This is a genomic window from Alitiscatomonas sp. (assembly GCF_037242085.1).
In the GTDB taxonomy this organism is placed as follows: Bacteria; Bacillota; Clostridia; order Lachnospirales; family Lachnospiraceae; genus Alitiscatomonas; species Alitiscatomonas aceti.
Map to the genome: position 1 here is coordinate 1 of NZ_JAXXBR010000041.1, position 17,896 is coordinate 17,896.

Annotated in this window: 18 protein-coding genes and 1 pseudogene; 5 read left to right on the forward strand and 14 right to left on the reverse strand. The window is 53.3% G+C overall.

What is annotated here, in order from left to right:
- The 3 genes from WIH05_RS02115 to WIH05_RS02125 form a co-directional block, all read left to right on the forward strand.
- Nucleotides 1-1,631: sugar ABC transporter ATP-binding protein (locus tag WIH05_RS02115; RefSeq protein WP_337424909.1), on the forward strand; the 1,631-nt coding region annotated here is incomplete at its 5' end.
- Entirely contained in the window at nt 1,612-2,652 is a 1,041-nt protein-coding gene (locus WIH05_RS02120; protein WP_022272163.1) for a hypothetical protein, read from the forward strand. The genes WIH05_RS02115 and WIH05_RS02120, both read left to right, overlap by 20 nt.
- Nucleotides 2,652-3,926 carry a hypothetical protein gene (locus WIH05_RS02125; protein ID WP_022272164.1) on the forward strand — a complete coding sequence of 425 codons (1,275 nt, stop codon included), beginning with the start codon at nt 2,652-2,654 and terminating at the stop codon, nt 3,924-3,926. The genes WIH05_RS02120 and WIH05_RS02125 overlap by 1 nt, the downstream gene beginning before the upstream one ends.
- A 305-nt stretch (nt 3,927-4,231) precedes the next feature.
- Here the strand turns inward: WIH05_RS02125 and trxB are convergent, their stop codons facing one another.
- From trxB to WIH05_RS02170, 9 genes and pseudogenes are all read right to left on the reverse strand, one after another.
- Entirely contained in the window at nt 4,232-5,191 is a 960-nt protein-coding gene (gene trxB / locus WIH05_RS02130; RefSeq protein WP_337424918.1) for a thioredoxin-disulfide reductase, read from the reverse strand.
- 18 nt (nt 5,192-5,209) lie between these two features.
- A pseudogene (locus WIH05_RS02135) lies at nt 5,210-5,590 on the reverse strand (thioredoxin family protein); the annotation flags it as partial.
- 161 nt (nt 5,591-5,751) lie between these two features.
- Nucleotides 5,752-6,114 carry a NifB/NifX family molybdenum-iron cluster-binding protein gene (locus WIH05_RS02140; RefSeq protein ID WP_252207460.1) on the reverse strand — a complete coding sequence of 121 codons (363 nt, stop codon included), beginning with the start codon at nt 6,112-6,114 and terminating at the stop codon, nt 5,752-5,754.
- Nucleotides 6,115-6,188: 74 nt separating this feature from the next.
- Complete coding sequence (locus tag WIH05_RS02145; protein ID WP_337424910.1) at nt 6,189-7,046, reverse strand: 4Fe-4S binding protein; 858 nt, start codon at nt 7,044-7,046, stop codon at nt 6,189-6,191.
- A complete protein-coding gene (locus tag WIH05_RS02150) occupies nt 7,043-7,867 on the reverse strand; it encodes an ATP-binding protein (protein ID WP_022273864.1) in 825 nt (274 codons plus the stop codon). The genes WIH05_RS02145 and WIH05_RS02150 overlap by 4 nt, the downstream gene beginning before the upstream one ends.
- Complete coding sequence (locus tag WIH05_RS02155; protein WP_337424911.1) at nt 7,864-8,214, reverse strand: NifB/NifX family molybdenum-iron cluster-binding protein; 351 nt, start codon at nt 8,212-8,214, stop codon at nt 7,864-7,866. Before WIH05_RS02155 ends, WIH05_RS02150 begins: the two co-directional genes overlap by 4 nt.
- The gene (locus WIH05_RS02160; protein WP_337424912.1) at nt 8,189-8,680 is read right to left on the reverse strand and encodes a DUF134 domain-containing protein; all 492 of its coding nucleotides are present in this window, start codon (nt 8,678-8,680) and stop codon (nt 8,189-8,191) included. The genes WIH05_RS02155 and WIH05_RS02160 overlap by 26 nt, the downstream gene beginning before the upstream one ends.
- Nucleotides 8,681-8,700: 20 nt before the next feature.
- The gene (locus WIH05_RS02165; RefSeq protein WP_022273862.1) at nt 8,701-9,273 is read right to left on the reverse strand and encodes a 4Fe-4S binding protein; all 573 of its coding nucleotides are present in this window, start codon (nt 9,271-9,273) and stop codon (nt 8,701-8,703) included.
- A 2-nt stretch (nt 9,274-9,275) separates the two neighbouring features.
- Nucleotides 9,276-9,488, reverse strand: a complete 213-nt coding sequence (locus tag WIH05_RS02170; protein ID WP_022273861.1) for a 4Fe-4S binding protein — start codon at nt 9,486-9,488, stop codon at nt 9,276-9,278.
- A 166-nt stretch (nt 9,489-9,654) separates the two neighbouring features.
- On the opposite strand from WIH05_RS02170, the gene WIH05_RS02175 reads away from it, so the two are divergent.
- Both WIH05_RS02175 and WIH05_RS02180 read left to right on the forward strand, forming a co-directional pair.
- Nucleotides 9,655-11,355 carry an ABC transporter substrate-binding protein gene (locus tag WIH05_RS02175; protein WP_337424913.1) on the forward strand — a complete coding sequence of 567 codons (1,701 nt, stop codon included), beginning with the start codon at nt 9,655-9,657 and terminating at the stop codon, nt 11,353-11,355.
- Nucleotides 11,356-11,434: 79 nt separating this feature from the next.
- Nucleotides 11,435-12,136, forward strand: a complete 702-nt coding sequence (locus WIH05_RS02180) for a peptidoglycan recognition family protein (RefSeq protein WP_022273859.1) — start codon at nt 11,435-11,437, stop codon at nt 12,134-12,136.
- A gap of 8 nt (nt 12,137-12,144) precedes the next feature.
- On the opposite strand, the gene WIH05_RS02185 is transcribed toward WIH05_RS02180, so the two are convergent.
- From WIH05_RS02185 to WIH05_RS02205, 5 genes are all read right to left on the reverse strand, one after another.
- Nucleotides 12,145-12,948, reverse strand: coding sequence for a histidinol-phosphatase HisJ family protein (locus WIH05_RS02185; protein WP_337424914.1), 804 nt, complete (start codon nt 12,946-12,948; stop codon nt 12,145-12,147).
- 13 nt (nt 12,949-12,961) lie between these two features.
- Nucleotides 12,962-13,987, reverse strand: coding sequence for a TAXI family TRAP transporter solute-binding subunit (locus tag WIH05_RS02190; protein ID WP_022273857.1), 1,026 nt, complete (start codon nt 13,985-13,987; stop codon nt 12,962-12,964).
- A gap of 221 nt (nt 13,988-14,208) precedes the next feature.
- Nucleotides 14,209-15,459 (reverse strand): sodium/glutamate symporter, encoded by a 1,251-nt coding sequence (locus WIH05_RS02195; protein WP_022273856.1) that lies wholly within the window; start codon nt 15,457-15,459, stop codon nt 14,209-14,211.
- A gap of 127 nt (nt 15,460-15,586) precedes the next feature.
- A complete protein-coding gene (locus WIH05_RS02200) occupies nt 15,587-16,288 on the reverse strand; it encodes a response regulator (protein ID WP_022273855.1) in 702 nt (233 codons plus the stop codon).
- Nucleotides 16,285-17,865, reverse strand: a complete 1,581-nt coding sequence (locus WIH05_RS02205; protein WP_337424915.1) for an ATP-binding protein — start codon at nt 17,863-17,865, stop codon at nt 16,285-16,287. Before WIH05_RS02205 ends, WIH05_RS02200 begins: the two co-directional genes overlap by 4 nt.
- Nucleotides 17,866-17,896: the final 31 nt, after the last annotated feature.

Genomic DNA, 17,896 nt, shown 5'->3' on the forward strand with positions numbered 1-17,896 from the left:
CCGATCTAATAGAAAGAGGGGTAAATATGTCCAGTCAGGCTCTCCTTCATTTTAAAAATATAAAAAAAAGTTTTTCTGGAAATGTGGTATTGGATGGGGTCAATTTTGAGATTTATCCGGGACAGGTGGTAGCTCTTGCCGGTGAAAACGGTGCGGGAAAATCCACTCTGATGAATATTCTCTTTGGAATGAGCGTGATTCACGACACCGGAGGATATGAAGGAGAGATTATCTTTGAAGGAAAAAATGTGCAGATCCAATCTCCCCAGGAAGCGATGGCTTTGGGGATCGGGATGGTCCATCAGGAATTTATGCTGCTTCCAGGATTTACTGTTGCGAGAAATATTAAATTAAATCGTGAAAACCTGGTTCCATCCGTGGTCAGCAGGATTGCTGGAAAGAATTACGAATTATTGGATCAGGGAGCTATTATTGGCGATGCGAAAAAGGCTCTTAAACGTTTGGGAATGGAGATAAATCCCCAGACGACCGTGGATAAACTTCCTGTAGGCCATATGCAGTTTGTGGAGATTGCCAGAGAAATCGATAAAAAAAATTTGAAACTTCTTGTGCTTGATGAACCGACAGCAGTTCTTACAGAAAGCGAAGCAGAACGTTTTTTGGAATGTATCAGAAAGGTTGCCGATGAGGGGATTGCGGTAATATTTATCAGCCATCGATTAGACGAGGTTATGGAACTGGCAGATTCTGTAGTGATTTTAAGAGATGGGCAGATGGTATTTTCTGAAAAAACAGCCAATACCAATAAACATGAAATTGCTGAGTTAATGGTGGGACGAAAGCTGGAGGCAGAAAGTCTCATTAATGTAAATAGAAACCTTCCTGAAGATTATATTTTGGAGGTATCCCATTTCAAGGTAAATATGCCTGGCGAAAAGAGTAAGGACGTTTCTTTTCGTGTGAAAAGGGGAGAGATCTTTGGAATCGGTGGGCTTGCAGGCCATGGAAAAACCAGTATTTCCAATGGAATCTTTGGTATGTATCCAGCCACAGGGACAGTAACCTATGAGGGAAAGCAACTTCAATATGGAAGAGTTGGTGAAGCTCTTAAAAAGGGAATGGCTTTTGTGTCAGAGGATAGAAAGGGTGTAGGGCTTCTTTTAGAGGAACCGATTTCTTTAAATATGGTCTATACAGATATGCGGGTTAATCGGCACTTTTTAAAGAAGTATGTTTTCTTCAGTCAGTTCGACAGCCAAAGCTCTGGTCAGATTGTCGATGAGATGATTCGGGAGCTGGATATCCGTTGTACTGGACCAGAACAACCGGTAGGACGGCTTTCGGGGGGAAATCAGCAAAAGGTATGTGTTGCGAGAGCATTAATCACAAAACCAAAGATTTTGTTTGTATCGGAGCCTACCAGAGGTATTGATATTGGAGCTAAGCAGATTCTTTTAAATTATCTGGTAAAAATTAATAAGGAATTGGGAATTACAATCGTAATGACTTCCAGTGAATTGAATGAATTACGGTCTGTTTGTGACCGGATTGCGATTATTGGCCAGGGAATTGTTCAGGGAATATTGAAGCCAGATTCTCCCAATGTAGACTTTGCACTTTTGATGTCGGGAGAAGGAAAGGAGAACAGCAATGACAGGAATAAAGAATAAAATAAGTGCCTTTGGATTTCCAAGACTGATTATCATGGCTTTTCTTGGTCTTTTGATTGTTCTGATGTTTCTTATGGACATTCCGGCTCCCCTTACCTTTTCTCAGTGTATTGTACGAGTGGGAATCAATATGGTTTTAGGACTGGCAATGGTGCCGGGAATCATGGCGGGAACAGGGATGAACTTTGCTCTTCCATTGGGAATAGAATGTGGGCTTTTGGCAGGTATGATCAGCTTGCAGTTTGATATGACGGGAGTGGGCGGTATCTTTGCAGCCATGGTCATTTCTATCCCATTCAGCATTTTGGCTGGTCTTGCGTATAGCCAGTTGATTAACCGGGTAAAAGGCAGTGAGATGATGGTATCCACCTATGTGGGATTTTCTGTGGTTGCATTAATGTGTATTGGCTGGCTGATTCTTCCATTTAACCATCCGTCGATTGTGTGGCCCATCGGAGATGGACTCCGTACAACGATTACATTGGAGAAGTGGTATGACAGGGCTCTAAATAACTTATGGGCGTTTTCTGTTGCAGGAGTAGAGATACCAGTAGGATTGATCCTGGTAATCTCGGTGTTCAGTTTCCTTGTATGGTTATTTATGAGAAGCCGTCTTGGGCTCATGATGAAAGCAGTGGGATCAAATCCAGAATTTGCGAGGGCCAATGGTATTCATGTGGATTCCATGAGAACACTGGCAACGGTTATTTCTACAATTCTAGGTGGAATTGGAATTATCATTTATGCTCAGGGCTTTGGATTCTATCAGCTGTATAATGCGCCTCTTATGATGGCATTTCCAGCTATTGCAGCAGTTTTAATTGGTGGGGCAACACCAAGCCGGGTTACAGTCTTCCATGTGGTCTTTGGAACGATTATGTTCCAGAGCATGTTAGCAATCGCAACACCAGTCGCCAACAGCTTGATTCCGGAGGGGAATTTATCGGAGGTTGTGCGGACCATTGTAAGCAACGGGATCATTTTGTATGCCTTATCCCGGATGCAGGGAGGGAAACGCTGATGGAACATAGTGAGAAAACAAATTTTACAGGATTATTAAAAAAGATTCTGGTTAATAACGCGGTTACCATACTTTTTGTTGTGATCTGTATTGCCGGGATTGTCCTGGCGGATCAGCCCATGCCCTATGTGGTAGGAGAGATTTCTTCCAGACTGTTTCGGAATCTGATATTGATCTTGGCACTGTTGGTTCCAGTCTGGGCCGGAATGGGAATGAATTTCAGTATTGTCCTGGGAGCTATGGCGGCACAGATCGGAATTATGGTTTCTATGAATTTTTCTGTAACAGGGGTAGTCGGACTCGTTTTGGCTTTTATAGTCAGTGTTCCGCTCTCACTGTTTTTTGGAAATCTGACAGGACGCTTATTTAATCATACAAAAGGGCAGGAAATGATTACGGGTATGATTTTAGGATTCTTTGCAAAAGGAGTATATGATCTTGTTTTTATGTTTTTATGTGGACCAGTTATTCCGGTAAAGAATCAGACGCTTTTATTGCCTAACGGGATCGGGCTTACGACTCCCATCAACCTGGATGGAGAGACAAAGGGAGCGATGAATAAGCTGTGGACGATTTCTCTTGAAAAAGCTCTTTATATAATTTTGATTCTTGCCACAGTTTTTTTTGTGGGACAGTTAATTTTTAAGATGAAGAAGGAGAAGATCGACTGGAAAAAGCAGTATAAACTTTATATTGCAGTGTTCTCTCTTGTAGGATATCATATTCTTTTGACAGTTTCTGAAACAGTACGGTTTGCTTTGAATTTTACTGATGTACCAGTGGTTACAGGCCTTCTGATCGGGGCGGTGGGACTTGCCATTAATTTTCTTTCAAGGACAAAATTGGGGAGTGACATTCATGCAGTAGGCCAAAGTCAGACCATCGCTGTTTCTATGGGTATTCCGGCAGATAAGATCCGTATTATGGCAATTATGATTTCAACCTTGCTGGCGGCTTTAGGGCAGCTGGTTTTTATCCAGGATATTGGAAATTTTACTACCTATACAGCGCATGAAAATGTAGGTACTTTTTCCATTGCTGCTTTACTGGTGGGAGGCGCGTCCATCAAGAAAGCCAACATTGGTCATGCGATTCTTGGTGCATTGCTGTTCCATACGATGTTTATCATATCTCCGCTTGCGGGAAAGAATCTGTTTGACAATGCACAGCTAGGAGAATACTTCCGTGTGTTCGTATGCTATGCTGTTATTGCGGTGGCTTTGGCACTGCATGCGTGGAAACAGATTATGGCAAAGAAAGCAGAAGATAACTAAAAGGCAGCAGCTTTTGAAGCGGTATCGACTAAAAAAGTAAAACAGGGTAGCTTTCATGCAGGAGGAAAAAGACGGGTGAGAAGCAATTGCTTTTTGCCCGTCTTTTTTCAGTTATACAGTAAGAATTATGTTTTGAGGATACAAATATTGTGTATCCTATGATTAAGCTAGTGTTTATCAGCCAGTATATGACAGTTATTGAAACAACTATATACGGGGACAGTATGTACTGTGGTGTTGGAAGACTGAATTTTTCCACCGTCCCTGACTCAATTTTATAAGAACGACTGTGTAAGGAGAACCGTCTATCTCCCAGCTTCCGCCAGATACGTCTCTGCCATATGGACGGCGGCGGCTCCGTCGGAAACGGCGGTCACCACCTGGCGGAGGGGCTTGGTCCGCACATCGCCGATGGCGTAGACGCCGGGAACGCTGGTCTCTGTGGTCTCACCGGCAGCGATATAGCCCGCCTTATCCAGCTCCAGCTGGCCCTCAAACAGGCTGGTGGAGGGCTTGCGGCCCACGCTCACAAAGATACCGTCGCAGGGAAGGTCGGTCTCTTCACCTGTGTGGACGTCCTTTAAGCGGATTCCCGTAAGTGTTTCTTTGTGGTGCAGCTCTGTGACCACGCTGTTCCAGCAAAACTCGATATTGGGAGTTTCCTGAAGAAGATCATGATAGATCTTTGTGGCCCGCAGGGTATCCCGGCGGTGGACCAGGATCACCTTCTTTGCGATGCGGCTTAAGATCAGGGCATCTGCAACTGCGGAATTGCCGCCTCCGGCCACCACCACGGTCTTATCCTTGTAAAACATGCCGTCACAGGCGGCACAGTAGGCCACGCCCCGGCCGGTCAGTTCTTTTTCACCAGGAACACCCAGCTCTCTGGGGCTGGCTCCGGTGGCCAGGATCAAGGTCCTTCCGTAAATGGTGCCCTGGGAGGTTTCCACGGCCTTGGGCTGTCCTTCCAGCTTCGCCCGGACCACCTCGGCGTACAGGGTGGAGGCCCCGAACCGTTCTGCCTGCTTCCTCATTTTTTCAGCTAAGGTATAGCCATCGATGCCGTCCTCAAAGCCAGGATAATTGTCGATCTGGTGGGTCAGAGCCATCTGGCCTCCGGCGGACAGCTTTTCCACCACAATGGTATCCAGTCCGGCCCGGGCTGCGTAAAGAGCCGCAGTATAGCCTGCGGGGCCTCCGCCAATGATCACAGTATCGTAAACGCGGGAGGGCTCAGGATCACTCGTCTCACTGGCTGCTTCCAGGGAATCCGTTAAGAACTGCTCGATCATGTCCCTGGATTCCGGGACCCGGAGCGTGGCGGCAGCCTTTCCGTCCTTATAAAGCACCAGCGTGGGGATGATCTCAATGCCCTGGCTGTCAGAAAGCTGCTTTTCCTCATCGATGTTGATCTTAGCCACGGGAATGGACCTGCCCCAGGTCTCAGAAACTGCCTCGTAGGCTACTTCGATCTTCCGGCAGTAGCCGCACCAGGGCGCCCAGTAATCCACCAGGAAGGTCTTTCCGCTCCGGATCATTTCATCAAATTGTTCTCTGTTCATATTCATAGCTGCCATACCGCCAGCTCCTTTCCTTTGTTTGATATCAGTATACCAGGACCTGTCCTGGATTTCCGTGATAAGGTCACAGTTGCGGAAATCCATGGGAGAGACCGGAGGCTGGAGCCTGGTGCTGTCCGGGCAGGGAGGCGGCAGGCGCGGGGGCAGAGCGGATCAGAAGGATGGTGTGTGCTGGGGAAAGCGGCCTCCAGGCAAAAAAACGGCGGTGCAGCCAGGCTGCATCGCCGTTTCTTCCATAAAATGATCTAGTGGTGCTCTCCGCACTCGTCTGCGTGCTCGTGCTCATGGCAGATGGAGCCGGTGGAGACCAGCTCACCCTTCAGATAGGACTCCACTGCGGCGGTGGCATCGCCCTGTACGCCGACGATGACCTCTACGCCGCGCTCGTTGAAGATATCCACAGCGCCGCCGCCCATGCCGCCGGAAATGATGACCTGCGCTCCGTGATCGGCCAGGAAGTTGGGCAGGAAGCCTGGACGGTGTCCCGGATTGGGGACGGAATTGACTGCGGTGATGGCTCCGTCTGCGGTGTCGAAGAAAATGAAATTCTCACAATGGCCGAAATGGCCTGCTACGGTGTTTCCCATGGCTGCTACTGCAATTTTCATGATGGTTTCTCCTTTTTCTGATAGATTTTATTTGGTCTGTGGGGGCTTCGGAAAGGCTCCGGAGCCCGTGGCTGTTATAGAAGCCGGCATACGGTATCAAAGATTTTTTTTAAAGCGTCCCGGGCCGGGCAGTCGATGTCCGCCAGGCTTTTTCCCTGATTGATGGCCTCTGACGCATGGTGGTCATAGGGAACGGTTCCGGCAAAGGGGATCCCTTTTTTCTCGCAGAATTCCTGGATGGCCCTGGTATATTCCGGACTCACATCCCATTTGTTGACGCAGACGGCTAGCTTTGTCTGGAAGGTTTCGGCGGTCTTCACCAGCCGCTCCAGATCGCTGAGCCCGGAGCGGCTGGGCTCAGCCACCACCAGGACCAGGTCCATGCCGCTGACGGAGGAGATCACCGGACATCCGATGCCCGGGGAGCCGTCCACAATGGCCAGATCTGTTTCCGGCGCATGCTTCAGCATAGCCATTTTTACCTCTGTCACCAGTTTTCCGGAATTTCCGCGGCCCATTTTCAGAACGGCAGTGGAAAATACGCCGCCGTCCGTGTAAAGCTCCTTTCGTCCGGCTGTGTCGGGAGCCAGGCGGATGGCATTCCTGGGACATACATGGGCGCAGACCCCGCAGCCCTCGCAGGCGTATTCACTGATGGCATAAACTCCGTCCGTCCGGGAGATGGCATCAAAGCGGCAATGGGCCTGGCAGAGGCCGCAGCCAGTGCATTTTTCTGTGTCCAGGACAGCCTTATCTCCGCCGAGAAAATCAGAGATATCAGGAGTTCCGGAGATCTCCGTTACCAGGTGGAGGTTGGGGGCGTCCACATCACAGTCGGCCACAGCCTTTGCCCCGGCAAAGCGGATGAAGGCCGCCGCGGTGGTGGTCTTTCCGGTGCCGCCCTTTCCGCTTAAGATCAAAAGACGTTTCATAAGCTGCCTCCGATCGTATGAAGGATATGGGAGAACATTTCCCGGAGCCGGGGATCCTCCCTGGAAACGATACGTCCGTCCGAAGCCATTGCTGCGATCTGGGGATCGTAGGGGATCCGGGCCAGGATGGGAAGGCCCTGGTCCCGGCAGAAGCGTTCCAGAGGCTCCCAGGGGGCCTCCTGCTTATTGATGACCACGCCGCATTTTTTTCCCAGCAGGGAGACGAGCTGGAAGACCATCTGGAAATTGTGGAAGCCAAAGGCTGTGGGCTCGGCCACCAGGATACAGAAATCTGCGTCCATGACGCTTTCCATGACGCTGCAGGCGCTTCCCGGCGGGCAGTCGATGATGGTGAGGCCCTCTGCCTTTTTTAAGGCCTCACGGATCACCGGGACGCCGGAGGCCTCTCCGGGGTTTAAGATACCGGTGACGACGCGGACCGTCTGGCTGTCGCCTGTCTCCAGGATCCCTATGGGCTTTTTCTTTTCAGTAATGGCCTTTTTGGGACATACCAGGCTGCAGCCGCCGCAGCTGTGGCAGACCTCAGAAAAGACCATGGGTTTATCTTTGACATACATAAGGGCGTGGAACCGGCAGAACTGGACGCATTCCCGGCAGCCGGTGCATGCTCCGGCATCAAACTCCGGGAGCAGGGAACAGACGGTCTCTGTCTCCACATGGTCCGGACGGAAAAACAGCCGTCCGTTGGGCTCCTCCACATCACAGTCGATGTAGACGGCTTTTTCTGCCGCAGCCGCCAGATTGACGGCTGTTAGGGTCTTTCCGGCCCCGCCCTTACCGCTTAAGCAGGCGATCTTCATTGTATGCCGTGGTATCCGCCGTGGAACTGGGTCAGTTCCTCCAGCGTCCCCTGCTCCAGGGCGGCCAGATCGTCCGCAGCGGCTTTATTTGCGGATTTATAGAGCTTTATCCCGGCGGCCTGGAAGACCTGGGCGGCATTCTGGCCGCACCGGACGGTGATCAGTGCATCGGCCTGGCTGTCCACAAGGAACTGGGCCGCCTGGATCCCGGCTCCGCCCTGGGCCTGGGCCGCTGGGTTTGGGACGATGGCGTCATTCCCATTTTCCCGGAACAGGAAATAGGGCGCGCGGGCCAGGACGATGCACACGTCCTTTTTATTTTCATCCAATGGGACTGCGATCTTCATGAGCTTCCTCCTCCATAAGAGTTTTCTGGCTGCAGGCCCGCAGATGCTTTCTGCATCCGCCGCAGCCGCAGGCTTCTTCTTTTCCGTCGCAGAGCTGGTAGGAGCCTCCCTCGATCCGGAGCGGGAGACCGTCCACCAGCGCCGCCGCCAGCTTTTTCCTGGCAGAATTGTAGATCATCTGGACCGTGGTCCGGGCCACCTGCATATAGGCGCTGCATTCCTCCTGGGAGAAGCCCTGCCGGTCGATGAGACGGATGGCTTCGTATTCATCCACGTTAAGGACAACTGCCGGTCCGCAGGGCGGAGGCCCCAGAGGGTGGAATTCCTGGATCCGGGGCAGCTGACATACTTTTCTGCATTTTCTTGGTCTTGGTATGATATCCACCTCCCCATATGAGATCTGCTTTCTTCTCTCAGTATACGACGGTAAATGGCATATGTCAAGAATATAATTGACATATGCCATTTAAAAAAGCGGATGAAGTTTTAAGGGCGGTGCTTTGCCTGGCAGATCAGCTGGGTCATGGTCCCCATGGGACAGTAAACGCACCAGCTTCGGGGCTTGAAAAGGACCATGGTCACCAGGCCAAGGATGGTGGAGGTCAGCATCACGCTGTAAAAGCCAAAGGCAAACTGGGCCGCTCCGGCATGGAGCCGGGTCCCATGATACGCCCAGTGCCAGGGGACCTGGAAGGTCCACAGGAGCGTCACCGCCTGGTTGAGATCCCGGACTCCGGAAAAGACCAGGGCGGTGTTAAAAAGCATCTGCATGAACATCACAAGGAAAAAGGCCAGGAAGCCGTACCGGAACCACCGGCTCTTCATCCAGCCGGGGATATCCTTTTTCCGGGAAAGACCGAAGCGTCCGCCCAGGAGGCCAAAAAGCTGCCCTCTGCCGCAGTACCGGCTGCAGTAGCCCTTGGTGCCGGAGACCATGGAAATGATCAGCGGAATAAAGAAGCAGAGCAGTCCCAGCCAGGCGGCCATGATGTTGAAAAAGCCCAGGGCCAGATATGCCAGGGACAGGATCCAGAGATAGTCGTACCATTTTTTCTTCATGTTCACCGTGCCGCCTCCCGGATCGTGATGACGCTGGCCGGACATTCCTTTGCGCACCTGCCGCAGCCTACGCATTTTCCCATGTCCACCCGGGCCATGATCCCATGGAAGATCTGGATGGCGTTCATGGGACAGACCTTGGCGCAGCAGCCGCAGGCCACGCAGCTTTTCTGGTCCACAAAGGCTTTTCTGGGGTGTTTTCTGACTGGATTCATAAGCATTCCTCCGTGTTTTGATGGGGATATCCTACCATATGAGGGAAGCAGTTTCTGTGATGTGGTCACGGACGGGATATTAAGATTTTTGTCGCTTGCATTCCGAAAGATTCCGTGCCATACTTGTACCATACATTTTTATGGACATGATCTGGAGGGACTTGATATGAAGCGTGGGATGAGACTGGCATGGGGACTTCTGGCGTCGGCTGCAGTGGCGGCCATGACGGCCTGCGGGAACCGGGATGCCGGAGATATGGATAAAACAGCGGCCGGGACCACTGGCCAGATGCAGTCAGAGGAAACAGAAACGGCGGTCTCCGAAGAGGAGGCTTTGGAGGACAGGATGCTTACAGTGGCTGTGTTTGAGGATACGGGAACCTTAAACCCGTATACGGGAGAAAGCCCGGCCTATGCCCTGGACTGGGTCTATGAGGGGCTGACGGCCATGGAGAACGGCGTTCCGGTGCCGGAGCTGGCCAGGGAGTGGGAGATATCCGGCGATGGGCTCACCTACACCTTTCATCTGCGGCCGGACGTAAAATTTTCCGACGGGAGCCCGTTTACAGCGGAAAATGCCAAAAGAAATATGGATCTGGTCCTGGGACACAGGGAATATTATCCATATCTGCCGTCCCTGGCGGCGGTCAGCTCTGTGGAGGCCGCAGACGAGACGACGCTTACGGTACATTTAACGGCTCCGGCCCCGTCCCTTTTAAACGACCTGGCCGGAAGCTATCCCTTCGGGATGATGGGAGACGAAGGCTTTGCGGCTGAGGGTGATGTTTATCAGAGTGCGGGAGCTTTGGCGGAGCCGGAAGAGGAAAATGGTTTTTCCACCCTGGGTACCGGGATGTGGAAGCTGAAAACGTACGTGGAGGGCGAATATTCCGTTTTTGAGCGCAATGAGGCCTACTGGGGAGAAAAGCCGGGCTTCCGGTATTTAAGGACAGTGGTATGCTCCAGCGCAGAAGAGGCCGCTGAGGCCATGAAGGCCGGAGAGGCGGATGTGATGGTGGACTCGGAGCATATCACACCGGAGCTTTTTAAGGAGCTTGAGGAAGCCGGATTCCAGACGGCGTCGGCTCCTTCGTCCAGCATTTCTGTGCTGAACCTGAATACAGCGGGGCCGGTGACGGGAGATAAGGCAGTGCGCCTGGCCCTGGAGTATGCCGCAGGCCGTGAGGAGATCTCGGAAAAGGTCTATGGAGGGCTCCAGGAACCGGCGGGTTCCTATTTTTCCTGGAGAGTACCCGGAACGGACGTGGGGATCGCTCCCTATGGCCAGGATCTGGAGGAGGCAGGAAGGATCCTGGAGGAAGCAGGCTGGACCTATGCGGAGGGAGAGACCATCCGGTCCAAAAACGGCCAGCGGCTGGAGCTCCGGCTGGTATACGACGATTCCATTGCCGGAAACGGCCAGGTGGGAGAGTTGTTAAAGGCCCAGTATGAAGCGGCCGGGATCCAGGTGGATCTGGTTCCCCAGACGGGAGCGGCTTATGAGGAAAGCTGGCAGTCGGGCCAGTTCGACCTTCTGCTTTCCAGGACCTGGGGGATCCCCTATGAACCCTATGGCAGCTTTTTCTGCATGGCGTCTCCGGGGGATAAATTCCATCTGGTACAGAGCGGAATGAGCGGAAAGCGGGAGCTGGATGTGATCATGCGGGACACCCTGGTACAGAACGACGGGGAACGGATGGAGGAGGACATGGCCTACATTATGGAAAGCCTCCATAATGAAGCCGTATATGTGCCTCTGACGGAGGTCGTAAGCCTGGCTGTATACAGGGAAGGACTTTCTGGTCCGGACATGGATTCTGCCCGGGGCGGCCTGGGGATCGGGGCCATGGAACCTCTGGAGCCGTAGAGCCCTGGCAATGGACGGAGAAATGGGAAACGGCAGTCCGGCGTGTGAAGTACAGGAGAAAAAGGAAAGGATATGAGTCATGGAGAGAGAAGATGAGGAGAGACGGCTGAGGAGGGAAATGCGGCGGATCAAAAGAAAAAAGGAGGAGCGGATCCGCCAGCTGATCCTGGCAGGCTTTTTTACGGCGGCGTCTGTGATCATTCTGGCAGCGGTGATCGTGCTGTTTAAAAATGTATTCCAGAAAAAACAGGTGGATCCGGGGGAGGTGCAGGTGCCGGAGTATGTGAAGGTGGACCTTCTGACTCCCAATCCGTATTCCAGGCCCCAGAAGCCGCTGGAGGAGGTCCGGGGGATCGTGGTCCATTATGTGGCAAATCCATGCAGCACGGCCAGGGAAAACAGGAGCTATTTTGAGCAGCTGAAGGACCAGACCGGGGAAAACGCCACATCAGCCAGCAGTCACTTTGTGATCGGGCTGGAGGGAGAGGTGGTCCAGTGCGTTCCCCTTACGGAGGTGGCCTATGCGTCCAACCACAGAAACAGCGATACCATTTCCATTGAGTGCTGCCATCCCGATGAGACGGGGAAGTTTTACGACAGTACATATGAGTCCCTGGTGGAGCTGTGTGCGTATTTTTGTACGGAATTTAAGCTGAAGCCCGAGGACGTGATCCGCCACTATGACGTGACGGGAAAGATCTGTCCCAAATATTTTGTGGACCATGAGGATGCCTGGGACCAGTTCCACAAGGATGTGGAGCAGGCGATGAAGAAAAAATAAGACCAGGCTCACAGGGGATAAAATACGGGCTTTCTCTGGTGGTAGACAGTATAATACCGGAAGCCGCAGGACTTCAGGATCTCAGCGGCCTGGGGAAAGAAGCCGCCCACCTGGCCAGGAGTATGGGCGTCGGAGCCCACAGTCAGGAGCTCTCCGCCCAGCTCCCGGTAGCGCAGGAGGATCTCCTCCTGGGGATGGGGGTGGCCCAGACCATATTTGAAGCCGGCCGTGTTGCATTCCAGGGCCTTTCCCCGGTGGATCAGGGTCTTTAAGATCTCGTCGATGATGTCCATGTAATCCATGGGATCATAATTTTCATTGCGGCCCGGGCCATAGCGGACGATGTAATCCAGATGGCCCAGGCTGTCAAAGCAGTCCAGGGTCCGGATCCGGGCCAGGGTGGATTCAAAATACCGGAAATAGGAGGCGTATTCGCTGCGGCCCTGGTAGCAGACCGGATCGTAGACGTCCAGACCGTCCAGGAAATGGCTGGAGCCGATGATATAATCCACAGGAAGCTCTGCGCCCAGGCGGGTGAGAATGTCCTTCTCCCGGAGCATGAGGCCCAGCTCGATCCCCTTAAGGACGCGGATCTTCCCCTCAAAGGCCTGGACTGTGTCTTCCAGGGCCCGGAGATAGGCGGGCAGATCCAGGGTAAAGTCAATATGGGTCATCTGGGACGAGCCGGGGTCGTGGTGGTCCGTGATACAGATCTCTTTCATGCCCAGTTCCAGGGCTGCCTGGACCTGGGCATTCTGCGGCGCTTTGGAATCGCCGGAAAATTCTGTGTGTACATGACAGTCTGATATCATACTGATTCCTTTCTTATTCCATTTTTCCATGTGTTTCTGATAACAATCCCTTTTCCCAGTAAAACCGCTCCGCTCCGGGATGCAGGGGAATGGGGAGGGCTGAATACATGAACCGGTCTCTTGACATGGCGAAAAGAGAGGGGTGCTGCCGGCCCAGGGAACCGGCGTTTTCATATAGGATGGACGTCAGTTCGTAAACCAGTCCCTCATCCATATCCTGATCCACGCACAGCAGGCATTTGATGCCGAAGGTATCCACGTCCCGGTCCTGTCCCGGGTAGGTTTTGGCCGGGATCACGTCTCTGTAATAAAAATAGTTTTCACTTAGGATGGAGTCCAGCTCCTGGTCTGTATACCGGAGGATCGTGCAGGGCATGGCGTCAGCCAGCTGGGAAAAGCCGCTGATGGGAACGCCGGCAAACCCGTGGACCGCATCCAGGGAACCGCTGAGGATCCCTTCAGATCCGGAGCCCAGGCCATCATTTTTCAGGATCGAGTTGGTTTCTGTGATGCCGGCTGCGTCCAGGACGATCCTGGCGGAAAGCGCCGTGGAGGAATCCTGGGGGCCAATGGCGATCCGCCTGCCCTTCAGCTCATGGACATAGGAGATCCCCAGCGAAGAGGGGGCGATCCAGTTGGAGAGGCTGGGATATACGGCGGCAATGACCCGCAGGTCCCGGCAGGGAGCGCCTTCAAACTCCTGCTGACCGTTTAAGGCTGCGTAAGCCACGTCTCCGCTCACAAGCCCCAGATCGATCTCTCCGTTCTGCAGGGCCAGCGCGTTGGAGACGGAGCCCTCGGAGGCGCTGAGGTTGACGGTGATGGAGGCATCAGCCTGGCTGATGGCCTGGGCGATGGCCTTTCCCACCGGGTACATAGTTCCTCCGCTGTCGGCAGTGCCGATGGTGAGGATGCGGAGACGGCCGGCTGGCTGGTCCTCCGATGGCTCGGGAGATGCCAGGGAAGCGGTCCTGCAGCCGGAGACAGCCAGGGAAAATACAGTAACTGCCGCGAAGGCGGCAAAAAAATGTCTGATCATTCGTCTACACCATTCCATTTCTCAAACGGATCTCAAAGCAAAGCTGCTTTCATCATAACACGGAAGCCGCCGGAGATACAACCGGTTTTTTGAAACTGTTTGGCCGGGGCTCTGGCCGGCACCGTGCAAAAAGAAGCAGGCCGGCAGTTGGGGGCTGCCGGCCTGTCTTTAAAAAGGGAAGGTAAACTGTAAAACGAATACAGGAAAATGTCAAATTACGATCAGCCTTTAAAGAGGCCGCCAAAGAGTGATAAGAAAATGGGATTATAAATATCGTCGATGATAACGGCAAAGGACGGATATAATACCCATGCGATGTTGTGCCAGCCATACTGGTCCATCAGGGCCTTCTCATTGGCAACGGCGTTGGATCCGGAGCCGCAGCCCCAGCCGATGTTTCCGGCGGTCATAACGGCTGCACCGTAATCCCGTCCAAACAGGTTAAAGGATACAAAGATCCCGAACAGAGCCATGAAGATGCCCTGGGCAATGAGGATGATGCTCATCTGTCCGGCCACAGGAGCCAGCTTTGTGAAATCGGTTGTCATCAGGACCAGAGCCAGGTAAAGCTCCAGGAACATATGCTCAATGGCGTCTACCTCGGGTACGTAGAATTTAATGCCGGCAGCCTCCATGACGTTTCTTGCAATGGCGCCTGCGAACAGGCAGCCGATGAATTTCGGCATTTCGATCATGGGGATGTTGTCCAGCAGGCAGTAGATAGGCATGCCAAGGGCTGCGAGAAGCAGAGTCAGGGCAAACATCATGATCATTTTTGTATTGTTTAATTCCGGAACCTTTCCGGTGGCCGCTGCCTCCGGCTTATCGTTGGGGTCAGACTTCAGACCGTGCTTTGCGATCAAGAAGGCTGCCACAGGTCCGCCGATCAGGGAGCCCATGATATTTCCCATGGTACCGGCCGCAACGCCGATGGTGGTGGCGTCGGGAGCGCCCCAGCCTTCAAAAATGGGGCCGAAGGCGGCCGCTGTGCCTACGCCGCCGGACATAGCGGCAGAAGAGCACTGGAGAGCCAGAAGCGGATGCATTCCCAGAAGCTGGCTCAAGGCGTAGCCCAGGAGATCCTGGCATGTGATGAGGAGACATGCCGCGAAGGCGATCATCACACAGAGCTTTCCTCCGGCATGGCGGAGCATTTTTGCACTGAAGCCAAAGCCTACACATAAGAAGAAGATATTCTGGGTCAGATCCTTCATCAGGGAAGCGTCAAAGGAAATATCCACGATGCCCATGCCCTTGATCAGGGAGACCAGGATGGAAAAGATAATACCGGAAACCACTGGAGCCGGGATCGCGTACTTTCTTAAAGGTGCGGAGCGCGCCACAATGGCACGCCCCAGAAAGATGACGATGGCTGCGAAACCGAGCGTGCATAAATATTCAAACTTGAACGATGCAGCAGCTCCGTCGGCAGCCGGCGTGTAGGTGCCGAAATAACTGATAATGTCTGCCATAATTAAGATCCTCCAATCTTTTTATAAACATAAACAATTTATAAAAAAAGTATAAATTGCCGTGGAGGAAAAGTCAATTTTAGTAAGTATGTAACAGACTTTCGTAAGTTTCGTAGTCCCGCCGGCCTTAAAGCGTATAATTCCGGCGGCCCAGGCTGTACTGAATGGACGGCCTGCCTCCGGTCTTATAGTCAATGGAGCTGACGATCTCTCCGATATCCACCAGATAATTCATATACCGGCGGATGGTGATCCGGGACAGATGGATCTGCTCCGCGATCTGTTCGCTGGTAAAGAGATCCTCCGGATGCTCCGCAAGGAACCGGCGGATCATGTTCAGGGTCGCTTCATTGAGTCCCTTGGAAAGCTGGGGGACAGAATCTGCCGCAGGATCGGGCCCGGCAAAGAGCTGGTCGATGGCATTCTGGCTCAGGCTGGGCCTGGCGCCCTGCAGATATTCCTGCTGGGCGGCGAACCGCTCCAGGGCCGTCCGGAACCTGGCGTATTCAAAGGGCTTTACCAGATAATCCAGAACGCCCCGGCTTAAAAGCGAGCGGACGATATCGGTGTCATTGGCGGAGGTGACCATGATGATTGCAGGAGTTTTTCCCATGGCATGGAGCCGGTCGATGAATACATCCCCGTTCATAAGGGGAGTATAATAATCCAGGATGATCAGGTCCGTTGTATGGTCCTTCAGGTATTCCAGAGCCTCAGCGCCGCTTTTAAAGACGCGGTCTGTCTGGAACGAGGGGGTGGCTTCCACATACTGCCGGTTGATGGAGGCCACCATCGGGTCGTCTTCAATGATCATGACGTGATACATCATTGGTATTCCTTTCTTGTAAAAGTGAGAGTGAAGCAGGTACCTTCGCCCTCCTCGGTGTCGATGGAGATCTCTCCGCCGCAGCGGTCCACGATCTGACGGACCAGGTGGAGACCTGTGCCCCGGCCTTCTCCTTTAGTAGAAAAACCGTTGTCAAAGATCCGCTCCAGGACCGGCGCCGGGATCCCGCGGCCCGTATCCTCACAGGTGATGACTGTGCCTTCGGTGCTGGCGTAGATCCCCAGGGTGATCTCGCGGATCTCCTTTTTGGAGCCATGGAGCTCCTCGATGGCATTTTCCAGGAGATTTCCCACGAGGGTCACACAGTCGCCCACGTCCATGACCAGATCCTTTCCCATGCAGCGGCTGTCGGGAGACACGGTGAGCAGGATCCCCAGCTCTGCGGCGTGCATCATCTTGCCTACCACAAGGGCACAGATCTGATGGACACGGAGGCAGTCGGCGGTCTGACGGATAGCCTGGCTGGATACCAGGCTGCTGTTTGTAATGAAGGTGATGGCCTGCTGGGTCTGGCCGGTCTGGAGATAGCCCAGGATCACATGGAGCTTATTCAGAAATTCATGATTGAAGGCCCGCAGGGTGTCCAGCATGGACCTGGCGCCGGACAGCTCGTCTGACAGGGTCTCCACCTCATAGCGGTCATTGAGGATCGTAAGGACGCCCTGGATCTTCGGGAGATTCCCAATGGGGATCTCACTGCAGATCAGGGGATGACCGGAAAGAGAGCAGCCCTGTCCCATGACCGGACTTCCTGTTTTTAGGATCTCCTGGGCTCTGGTGGCCGGGAACAGCCGGCCGATGGGCTGGCCCAGCGGCTCCTCCCCAGGAGGGAACAGGGCCCTTGCGGGCTGATTGGCAAAGACCACCGTACCGGTGAGATCAGAGGCGAGGATCCCCTCCTCCATGGCATTGAGCACCGTATCCTGGCGCAGGTAAAGCCTCAGGAGTTCCTGGGGGTGATACCCCATAAGGGAGGAGCGCAGGAGCCGCACCGTGCCGTGGGAGAGCAGAAAACTGACTACCAGCATGACGACCAGCACAGCCGCGTAAACGGAAAAGATCTGCCGGGACTGCTCGGCGATATAGGTGGAAAACGCTGAGGCCATGACAAAGCCGGATATGGCACCGTCGTTGCCCACGACCGCGTGAAAGGCCCGGCGCTGGGTTCCGTGGGTACCGATCCCAGTGGTGATATAAGGACCGCTGCCGGAAAGCACCGCCTGCTCCTCGCCGTTTATGAGGCTTTCTCCGGATTCCCGGCGGGTCGTATGGTAAAACCGCAGGAGGTTCCTGTCGTAGATGGCGATGACATTCAGATCGGGAAAGTTTTCATGGAGCCCGTCCAGAGCCGCTGCGGTTTCCCTGTCCGGATAGCCGGAATCCAGCATGTGGATCACCTGGTCCATGGAGGCGGCGTAGGCGGCCACCCCGCTGATCAGGGAATCGATCTCCGCCTTCCGTCTGTTTACGTTATAAAACAGGCTGATCCCCAGGGAGAGCACCAGAAGACAGGCGGAAACAGAGAAAAAGCTGAGAAATAATTGTTTTTCTAAAGACAATTTTTTGAACTTCGGAAGCATGGATCATGCC

Excerpts from the sequence above, each read along its gene's own strand:
- WIH05_RS02160 (WP_337424912.1), bottom strand. The coding sequence starts at position 8,680 with ATGGCATATGTCAATTATATTCTTGACATATGCCATTTACCGTCGTAT.
- WIH05_RS02125 (WP_022272164.1), top strand. The coding sequence starts at position 2,652 with ATGGAACATAGTGAGAAAACAAATTTTACAGGATTATTAAAAAAGATT.
- WIH05_RS02180 (WP_022273859.1), top strand. The coding sequence starts at position 11,435 with ATGGAGAGAGAAGATGAGGAGAGACGGCTGAGGAGGGAAATGCGGCGG.
- WIH05_RS02145 (WP_337424910.1), bottom strand. The coding sequence starts at position 7,046 with ATGAAACGTCTTTTGATCTTAAGCGGAAAGGGCGGCACCGGAAAGACC.
- WIH05_RS02170 (WP_022273861.1), bottom strand. The coding sequence starts at position 9,488 with ATGAATCCAGTCAGAAAACACCCCAGAAAAGCCTTTGTGGACCAGAAA.
- WIH05_RS02155 (WP_337424911.1), bottom strand. The coding sequence starts at position 8,214 with ATGAAGATCGCAGTCCCATTGGATGAAAATAAAAAGGACGTGTGCATC.
- WIH05_RS02120 (WP_022272163.1), top strand. The coding sequence starts at position 1,612 with ATGACAGGAATAAAGAATAAAATAAGTGCCTTTGGATTTCCAAGACTG.
- WIH05_RS02150 (WP_022273864.1), bottom strand. The coding sequence starts at position 7,867 with ATGAAGATCGCCTGCTTAAGCGGTAAGGGCGGGGCCGGAAAGACCCTA.
- WIH05_RS02165 (WP_022273862.1), bottom strand. The coding sequence starts at position 9,273 with ATGAAGAAAAAATGGTACGACTATCTCTGGATCCTGTCCCTGGCATAT.
- WIH05_RS02195 (WP_022273856.1), bottom strand. The coding sequence starts at position 15,459 with ATGGCAGACATTATCAGTTATTTCGGCACCTACACGCCGGCTGCCGAC.
- WIH05_RS02190 (WP_022273857.1), bottom strand. The coding sequence starts at position 13,987 with ATGATCAGACATTTTTTTGCCGCCTTCGCGGCAGTTACTGTATTTTCC.
- WIH05_RS02175 (WP_337424913.1), top strand. The coding sequence starts at position 9,655 with ATGAAGCGTGGGATGAGACTGGCATGGGGACTTCTGGCGTCGGCTGCA.
- WIH05_RS02200 (WP_022273855.1), bottom strand. The coding sequence starts at position 16,288 with ATGATGTATCACGTCATGATCATTGAAGACGACCCGATGGTGGCCTCC.
- WIH05_RS02140 (WP_252207460.1), bottom strand. The coding sequence starts at position 6,114 with ATGAAAATTGCAGTAGCAGCCATGGGAAACACCGTAGCAGGCCATTTC.
- WIH05_RS02185 (WP_337424914.1), bottom strand. The coding sequence starts at position 12,948 with ATGATATCAGACTGTCATGTACACACAGAATTTTCCGGCGATTCCAAA.